This window comes from Dietzia sp. B19, from assembly GCF_014145155.1.
GTDB lineage: Bacteria > Actinomycetota > Actinomycetes > Mycobacteriales > Mycobacteriaceae > Dietzia > Dietzia natronolimnaea.
The window spans coordinates 1-6,949 of record NZ_JAALED010000023.1; the positions used below are offsets into that span (position 1 = coordinate 1).

Annotated in this window: 11 protein-coding genes; 4 read left to right on the forward strand and 7 right to left on the reverse strand. The window is 71.7% G+C overall.

The window, feature by feature from the left end:
- On the forward strand, positions 1–1,136 hold a 1,136-nt coding region (locus G6020_RS01095; protein ID WP_182609378.1), incomplete at its 5' end, for an ABC transporter permease.
- A 69-nt stretch (positions 1,137–1,205) separates the two neighbouring features.
- A complete protein-coding gene (locus tag G6020_RS01100) occupies positions 1,206–2,015 on the forward strand; it encodes a hypothetical protein (RefSeq protein ID WP_182609379.1) in 810 nt (269 codons plus the stop codon).
- Position 2,016: 1 nt separating this feature from the next.
- Here G6020_RS01100 and G6020_RS01105 read toward each other — a convergent pair whose 3' ends face one another.
- Positions 2,017–2,346 carry a DUF4229 domain-containing protein gene (locus G6020_RS01105; protein WP_179523207.1) on the reverse strand — a complete coding sequence of 110 codons (330 nt, stop codon included), beginning with the start codon at positions 2,344–2,346 and terminating at the stop codon, positions 2,017–2,019.
- Between the two features lie 39 nt (positions 2,347–2,385).
- Here G6020_RS01105 and G6020_RS01110 point away from each other — a divergent pair, with 39 nt between their 5' ends.
- Positions 2,386–2,547, forward strand: a complete 162-nt coding sequence (locus G6020_RS01110; RefSeq protein WP_017837921.1) for a hypothetical protein — start codon at positions 2,386–2,388, stop codon at positions 2,545–2,547.
- Here the strand turns inward: G6020_RS01110 and G6020_RS01115 are convergent.
- The 6 genes from G6020_RS01115 to G6020_RS01135 form a co-directional block, all read right to left on the reverse strand.
- Positions 2,544–3,065, reverse strand: coding sequence for a protein-tyrosine-phosphatase (locus G6020_RS01115; protein WP_179523208.1), 522 nt, complete (start codon positions 3,063–3,065; stop codon positions 2,544–2,546). The two genes, G6020_RS01110 and G6020_RS01115, sit on opposite strands and share 4 nt — an antisense overlap.
- A gap of 72 nt (positions 3,066–3,137) precedes the next feature.
- Positions 3,138–3,914 carry an enoyl-CoA hydratase gene (locus tag G6020_RS01120; RefSeq protein ID WP_182609380.1) on the reverse strand — a complete coding sequence of 259 codons (777 nt, stop codon included), beginning with the start codon at positions 3,912–3,914 and terminating at the stop codon, positions 3,138–3,140.
- Between the two features lie 162 nt (positions 3,915–4,076).
- Positions 4,077–4,211: a hypothetical protein gene (locus tag G6020_RS17400; RefSeq protein ID WP_259845221.1), complete on the reverse strand. Its 135-nt coding sequence runs from the start codon at positions 4,209–4,211 to the stop codon at positions 4,077–4,079.
- Positions 4,212–4,273: 62 nt separating this feature from the next.
- Positions 4,274–4,933, reverse strand: a complete 660-nt coding sequence (gene rfbC / locus G6020_RS01125) for a dTDP-4-dehydrorhamnose 3,5-epimerase (protein WP_182609382.1) — start codon at positions 4,931–4,933, stop codon at positions 4,274–4,276.
- Positions 4,934–5,010: 77 nt separating this feature from the next.
- On the reverse strand, positions 5,011–5,562 hold the full coding sequence (locus tag G6020_RS01130; RefSeq protein WP_182609381.1) for an LpqN/LpqT family lipoprotein: 552 nt from the start codon (positions 5,560–5,562) through the stop codon (positions 5,011–5,013).
- A 1-nt stretch (position 5,563) separates the two neighbouring features.
- Complete coding sequence (locus tag G6020_RS01135) at positions 5,564–6,370, reverse strand: SDR family oxidoreductase (RefSeq protein ID WP_347238276.1); 807 nt, start codon at positions 6,368–6,370, stop codon at positions 5,564–5,566.
- Positions 6,371–6,564: 194 nt separating this feature from the next.
- Here G6020_RS01135 and G6020_RS01140 point away from each other — a divergent pair.
- On the forward strand, positions 6,565–6,949 hold a 385-nt coding region (locus tag G6020_RS01140; protein ID WP_347238277.1), incomplete at its 3' end, for an oxygenase MpaB family protein.

Below are 6,949 nucleotides of genomic sequence, written 5' to 3' on the forward strand. Positions count from 1 at the left end.
GCCTGCTCGGCGCACGCAACACCGCGCGCAGTCCGCGCCGCACGGCCGCCACCTCGGCCGCCGTGCTGGTGGGCGTGACCCTCACCTCGACCATGGTCACCGGGATCGCCCTGCTGGGGCCCGCCATCGAGTCGCGACTGGTCGACCGCGTCCCGCTGGACGTGGCCGTCACCGCACCCGACGGGATGTTGCCCGGCGGACTGCCCGAGCAGCTGGCGGGACTGGACGGGGTGGCGGACTCCCTCGTCGTCGTCGACATGTACGCCCGCGACGACGACGGTAGGCGCACGGTCCTGCGCGTGGCCGATCCGTCACGGGTGGCACAGGTGATGCGCCGCGAGGTCACCCTTCCCGGCCCGGGCGAGATCGTGCTGCCCGAGTCCTCCCCCGTCGCCGCGGACGCCCGTGACGGCGACACCGTCCGGTTCCGCTTCTTCACCGACGACGACGGACGGGACCTCGTCGTGCGCCGCTCATCCGACCAGTGGGCCCTCGCCGCCCCGGGCAGCGTCCCCGACTGGCCCGTGGCGCACCTGCCGGACGGATCCCCCTGGCCGGAGGGTCAGGAGATCCCGCAGCAGTTCGTCCCGCGCACCGAGCAGTGGCTGCGGATGGACGACGACCTCGAGGGCGGGTCCCTCGAGGCGGCGCTCGACGGGGTGAGGTCGGCGGTGGTGGACGCCGACCCGTCGCTGGCGGTCACCGAGACGTTCGCCTCCCGCGACCAGATCGCGGGCTCCGTCCGGACCGTGCTCACGTCCAGTTCGCTCCTGCTGGCGGTGGCGGTGGCGCTCGCACTGGTGGGAGTGGTCAACACGCTCACGCTCGCGGTCCGGGAGCGGACGCGCGAGATCGGGTTGCTCCGCGGCGTGGGCGTCACCCGGACCGGCGTGTGGCTGATGCTCGTCGCGGAGACCGCACTGGTGGCGGCGAGCGCCTCGGCACTCGGGGTGGTCCTGGGTGCGGCGTTCGGCAGGCTCGGCGCGGTCGCCATGGTGGGCCCCGGGATCGCCGGTAACATCGCGCCACCGGTGACCGATCTGATCACGGTGGGAGTCGGTGGGCTCGGGGCCGCCGTCCTCGCCGCCGCCGTGGCCTCACTCGGCGCGGTCCGCACGCGGGCGGCCGGCATCTGACCCCCGGCATGACGTGTTCCACAGCGTCGACCGGTAGCCATCCTTTGACGGAACTGAGACACTATCGTTATGCAAATTCGGGTGCTCCTGTCCGCCGGCGCGATCGCGCTGGTGGCGGCGTCGTGCGCACAGCCGGATCCGCAGGTCCTGTCGGAAGCCCCGGGGTCCGCCTCTGCCACCGAACTGACCTCCGCGGCCGAACCGACCGAGCGCGAGACCCAACCGGGTCGCTTCATCGCGCGGTGCGCGACCGAGGCCGACGGCGGCACCCCCGGGATGACCGTCTTCACGGACGGTAGCCAGAGCGTCACCGACCACTGCCTCAGCCGCTATTACATCGGGGTGCAGCCCGCCCCGGGAGCGCTGTACGTCGCCGACGACGAGACGGGGACCTACGCTCCTCCCCGCCAGCCCGCGACGGGCACCCCGACCACCCAGTGGACTCCGGCCCAGCCGCGGACGGACGTCGGTGTGCAGGATCCGTGGTTCGACGCCGACGAGCCCGACGGGGACCCGGACGAGCCGACGGAGAACGGTCCGGGCGACGGCACCACCGAGGAGACGACACCGGGCACGCCGGTGACCCCACCGGAGGGCACGACGCCGCCGACCACCTCACCGACCAGCCCGCCCACCTCTCCCGGAGGCACGGAGCCCTCCACCCCGGGCGAGGTCGAGACCACCACGACCGGGGGACAGGTCAGCCAACCCACCACCGGATCCACGGAACCGGCGCCGACAGAGGTGCCGACCGCGCCCGGAACCGTCGAGTCCGAACCCCCGGCAGCCCAGAACTCGGTCCTGCCGCCGTTCGGGTGGAGGGGATCGTTCGGGTCGGAGCAGCTCCCGGCGCTGCCCTGGCCCGCACCGACCAGCTAGGTCAGGCCTCGTCCATCCGACGACGCAGGTCCTCGCGCTTGGCCCGCCGGTCGGCGTCGACCGCCGAGATGTCGGAGTTGATCTCCGCGCGCAGGCGGGTGAACAGGATCATGGACAACGGTAGCGCGACCACCACCGAGAGTATCGCCGCGACGAGCACCGGGACGTCCACCCCGGCGAGGCGGCCGATCCCTATGATGACCAGGGTCAACGCCACGACCATCAGCAGTCTCAACACGGTGTAGAACATCATGTTGCGGGCCAGCCGTGCGCCGGGCCTGGTTCCGGTGGTCACCTGTGCCGGGATTGCCGACTCGTCTCGCTCGCTCATGAACACCAGGATACGTATCGTGGTGTGAAGGAGGTTCGAGTGATCTGGCTGTTCGCACTCATCGGTGTGGTGACCGTGGCAATCCTGCTGTGGCGGGCCTTCGGGCCCGGTTCACGGCCGGCCCCGCCGCGGGTGATCGCACCGGACGACGACCCTGATTTCCTACGGGATCTCGACGGGCGTAAACCCCTGGACCCCTAGCGTGCCAGGAGATCGACGATCGAGTCGACCGCGTGGCTGATCTGCGCCCCGGTCCGGTCGAAGACCTCGGGCTCGCGGCCGATCGGGTCCTCGATGTCCCACGCCGGGTCGTCGGTGTCCACGCCGAGTCGGGCCCGCGCCAGCCCCGCGAGGGTCAGCGCCCGGTCGGCGTCGGCGAGGTGGGCCGCCTCCAGCAGCGTGTAGGTCTTCTTCCACAGCAGCGGGGCCATCTCCTGCACGGCGTCACGGTGGGCCCGTGTCGCGGTGAGGACCAGATCGTGACCCTGCAGGAGTCGCGGCGTGAGCAGACGGGAGGCGAAACCCTCGGCGTCGCCGCCGTGGGCCCCGAGTACCCGGCGGGTCTCGGGGTGGATCGCCACACCGTTGACCGCCCTCGTCCCCGCGGAATCCGCGACCACGTCGACACCCGCGTGCGCGGCTCGCACGGAGAGCAGCCGCTCGGCCAGCGGTGACCGACACATGTTGCCGGTACAGACCGTCATCACCGAGATCGCCATGGCGCAGATCCTAGTGGGAGGCCCCCACGACGACGGCCCGGCAGGTCACCGCCCGGAACTCCCGGGCGGGCGTCACTCGCCGCGCCACTGCGGGGCGCGCTTGTCCAGGAACGCGGTCATGCCCTCCTGCGCGTCGCACGTGACCGCGTTGGTGGCCATGGTCTCGGCCATCTCGCGGTACGCCTCGCCCTGCGGGAGGTCGATCTGCCGGTAGAAGGCCTGCTTGCCGATCTGCAGGGTCAACGGGCTGGCGTCGGCGATCCGGGTGGCCAGCTCGTCGACACGGGCCCGGAGCCGGTCGGCGGGTACCGCCTCGTTGACCAGGCCCCACTCGACCGCGGTGGCGGCGTCGATCGTCTCACCGGTCAGGAGCATCTGGAGTGCGCGCTTGCGGCCGATGTTCCGCGAGACCGCCACCATGGGGGTCGAGCAGAACAGGCCGATCCTCACGCCCGGGGTGCCGAACCTCGCGGTGTCGACGGCCACGGCGAGGTCGCAGGTCGCCACGAGCTGACACCCGGCGGCGACGGCGTGGCCCTGCACCTCCGCGATCACGGGCTGGCGGATGGCCTGGATCGACTCCATGAGCTCGACGCAGGTGTCGAAGACCTCACGCTCCTCGTCGAGGGTGCGGTCGATCATCTCGCCGATCTCGTGCCCGGCGGACAGCGCCGGGCCCGACCCGGTCACCACCACCACGCCGCACGACGGGTCGTCACCGAGGTCGCGGATGGCGGCGGTGGCCTCGCGCATCATCCGCAACGACAGGGGGTTGCGGCGCTCGGGCCGGTCGAGGGTCACGCGCGCGATCGGACCGCTGCGCTCGACGAGGACGTACGGGGTGCTCACTGGGGCCTCCGGGAGGGACGGGAGTGCGTGTCCCCCGGTTCTACCCCGCCGGACGGGTCCGTGGCGCGGGAGTGGGGACCGACGCCCCCGATGGAGGTCGGGACCGCGGCGCCCCGGGGCCACCTCGCCGGGACTACCGGGCCGGGACTACCGGGCCGGGGGTTATCGAGCCGGGACCGGGTGCTCGCCTCCACACCACTTCTCGGCGGGCACGGCCGCCTTGACCTGGTCGACGTGCTGACCACAGCCGTCCCAGGTGGTCTTGCCGCAGACGGAACAGGCGACGGGATAACACATGGCGTCCTCCTTCATGGAGTTCTCGACCCGACAGGGCGTCGTTCGATACCCCCTAGGGTATGTCAGTCCGCGTTCGGGCGCCACTTCTCGTCCACCCGCGCGGTGGCCTCGCGCAGACGCTCCACGTGAGCCTCGCAGTCCTCCCATCGCGGCAGGCGCCCCGCGGCCGCGACGTCGAGCAGACTCGGGGCGTCGCGGTCCTTCTGGCTCATCACGTGCGTGATCGGGGTGCCGTCGAGCGCGACGGAGGGCCAGTCGATCGCGATGTGGGAGTCGAACGCGTCCACCGCGTGCTCGGCACCCGGTCGCCACCCCTCCGAGCACAGGTACATGACCGTGGACTGCGGCTCCAGCGAGAGGAATCCGTGCGCCACGCCCTCGGGGACGTAGATCGCCCGCTGGTCGCTCGAATCGAGGACCACCCCGGACCACTCACCGAACGTGGGCGACCCCACCCGCACGTCCACCACGACGTCGAACACCGTCCCGGACGGGCACATCACGTACTTGGCCTGCCCGGGCGGCACGTCGGCGTAGTGCAGGCCGCGCAGGACCCCCTCCCCCGAGACCGACACGTTGACCTGTGCGAGGTCGAAACGGTGCCCGGTCAGGCGGCGGAAGGTCGGGTCGGTGAACGCCTCGTGGAAGACCCCGCGGTCGTCCGAGATCCGGCGGGGGGTGATCTCCCACGCCCCCGTCACACTCAGCTCGCGTAGCTGCACCGGCGGTCCCGCCTTCCTGGTCACCTGACTTCGATCCCGCCCACCCTAGCGGGACACGCCGCGGCCGCCCGAGTGCGTCAACCCCTCATGGCGCCGACGATCTGGCCTGCCGTCCACTCCCCGATCAGCAGGCAGTCCATCGCCGAGTCGTGCAGGGCCGCGTCCTCGCGCCACCCGGTCACGACGAACTGGAAGACATAGGTCGCCTCGTCGTCGCTCCATCCCACGATCAGGCTCGAGGTGGCCATCTCGCCGGGCTCGGCCGTGTAGGTGCCGCGGAGGTAGCGGTAGATGCTGCGTACGGCGCCGGCGTCCTCGTCCCCCTCGCCCGCGACCTCCTCCAGCACCGTCCAGTCGGACAGGACCTCCGCGGTGGCGACGATCATGGTCACCGCGTCGTCGGTGGACATCGCGGGCGCCACGCGGGCGCAGGTGGCCACGGCGTTGGGCGAGAAGCCGTCGCGGTGGGCCCCCGGGTCCACGTAGATCACCGCCGACGGCTCCGGCGACTCGATCCGCTGCCACGGCGGGTTGTCCACCCACGTCAGCGGTTGCGCGGCCACCGCCATCGGGGGGCTCGCCTCGAGCGAGCGGCCGGTCGAGGCGCAGAACTCCTGGATGGAGGCCATGTCAGCCCTGCAGTCCCGCGCCGACGATGTGCGCCCCGCCGTCCACGACGAGCGTCTGCCCGGTGATCCAGTGGGCGTCGTCGGAGAGCAGGAACGACACCGGGCCGGCGATGTCGTCCGGCACCCCCAACCGGCCCGCCGGCAGTGCCGCGGACATCTGCTCCTCGCGGCCGGAGTAGAGGGCCTCGGCGAATCGTGTCTTGACCACCCCCGGCGCCACCGCGTTGACGCGGACGGCGGGGCCGACCTCCACCGCGAGTTCCTGCGTCAGGCGCATGACCAGTGCCTTGGTGGCGCCGTACCACCCGATGCCCGGCGAGGGTGCCAGTCCCGCGATCGAGGCCACGTTGACCACCGCCCCGCCGCGCTCACCGAGACCCGAGTGATAGACCTTCTGCGTCCACGCCAGGGTGCCCAGTGCGTTGACCTCGGTGATCTTGCGGGCGGCCGCCAGGTCCACGTCGACCGTCCGACCGAAGACGGGATTGATGCCGGTGTTGTTGACCAGCAGGTCCACCGGCCCGAACGCCTCCTCGGCCCGGGCCACCGCCTCGCGCTGGTGGTCCTCGTCGTCGGACTTCCCCGCCACCGCGAGCACCCGGTCCGGCGCACCCAGTTCGGCGACCGCCTCGTCGAGGCCCTCCTGCCCGCGGGCGGTGATCACCACGGACGCACCCTCGGACAGCAGTCGCCGCGCGATCCCCAGACCGATCCCACGGCTGGCGCCGGTGACGAGAGCGGTCCTGCCCGCGAAGCGGTCGGGCACGACGGGGCCGGTGCGGGGGGCGGGAAGGGGGGAAGGGCTCACGTGTCGTCTCCTGGTGCGGTTCGGGGCTCTCGGGTGTGCACTGCCAGCCTAGAGGCCGTGTCCCCGTCGTACGTTCACGGGATTTTCTCAGCCCGCCCCCAGGGAATACCGGCCGACGGGCGGGACGGGAGTTACAGTCGTCGTCAGGACTCAACCGGCCGTCACGCACGGCGCAACTACCCCAGGGCGTGCCCATGTCACCACTTGATCCACGCGGTGCGGCGGACACCCCCGTGTGCTCGATCCTCGACATCCCGGGGCCCCGCTGGTTCCACCCGGGCGACCCGATCTGGCGTGTCCACGGCGACGCGGCCACCCCGATCGGCGTGACCACCGGACTGCTCATGCTGGCCGCCAACCCCGCCTTCGCGGCCGCGCTCACCGCCGCTGACGCGGTCGAGAACCCCTGGTCCGCGGACGGCTACCTGCACGACCTCATCGAGATCACCACGTTCGGCACGGTCGACGACGCCATGGTGACGATCGAGAACTCACACCGCGACCGCTCCACCTTCTCCGGCACCACCGAGCACGGCCAGTACTACTACGGTTCGGATCCGGAGCTCATGGAGTGGGCGC

Excerpts from the sequence above, each read along its gene's own strand:
- G6020_RS01130 (WP_182609381.1), bottom strand. The coding sequence starts at position 5,562 with ATGGCCTCCATCCAGGAGTTCTGCGCCTCGACCGGCCGCTCGCTCGAG.
- G6020_RS01100 (WP_182609379.1), top strand. The coding sequence starts at position 1,206 with ATGCAAATTCGGGTGCTCCTGTCCGCCGGCGCGATCGCGCTGGTGGCG.
- G6020_RS01115 (WP_179523208.1), bottom strand. The coding sequence starts at position 3,065 with ATGGCGATCTCGGTGATGACGGTCTGTACCGGCAACATGTGTCGGTCA.
- G6020_RS17400 (WP_259845221.1), bottom strand. The coding sequence starts at position 4,211 with ATGTGTTATCCCGTCGCCTGTTCCGTCTGCGGCAAGACCACCTGGGAC.
- G6020_RS01105 (WP_179523207.1), bottom strand. The coding sequence starts at position 2,346 with ATGAGCGAGCGAGACGAGTCGGCAATCCCGGCACAGGTGACCACCGGA.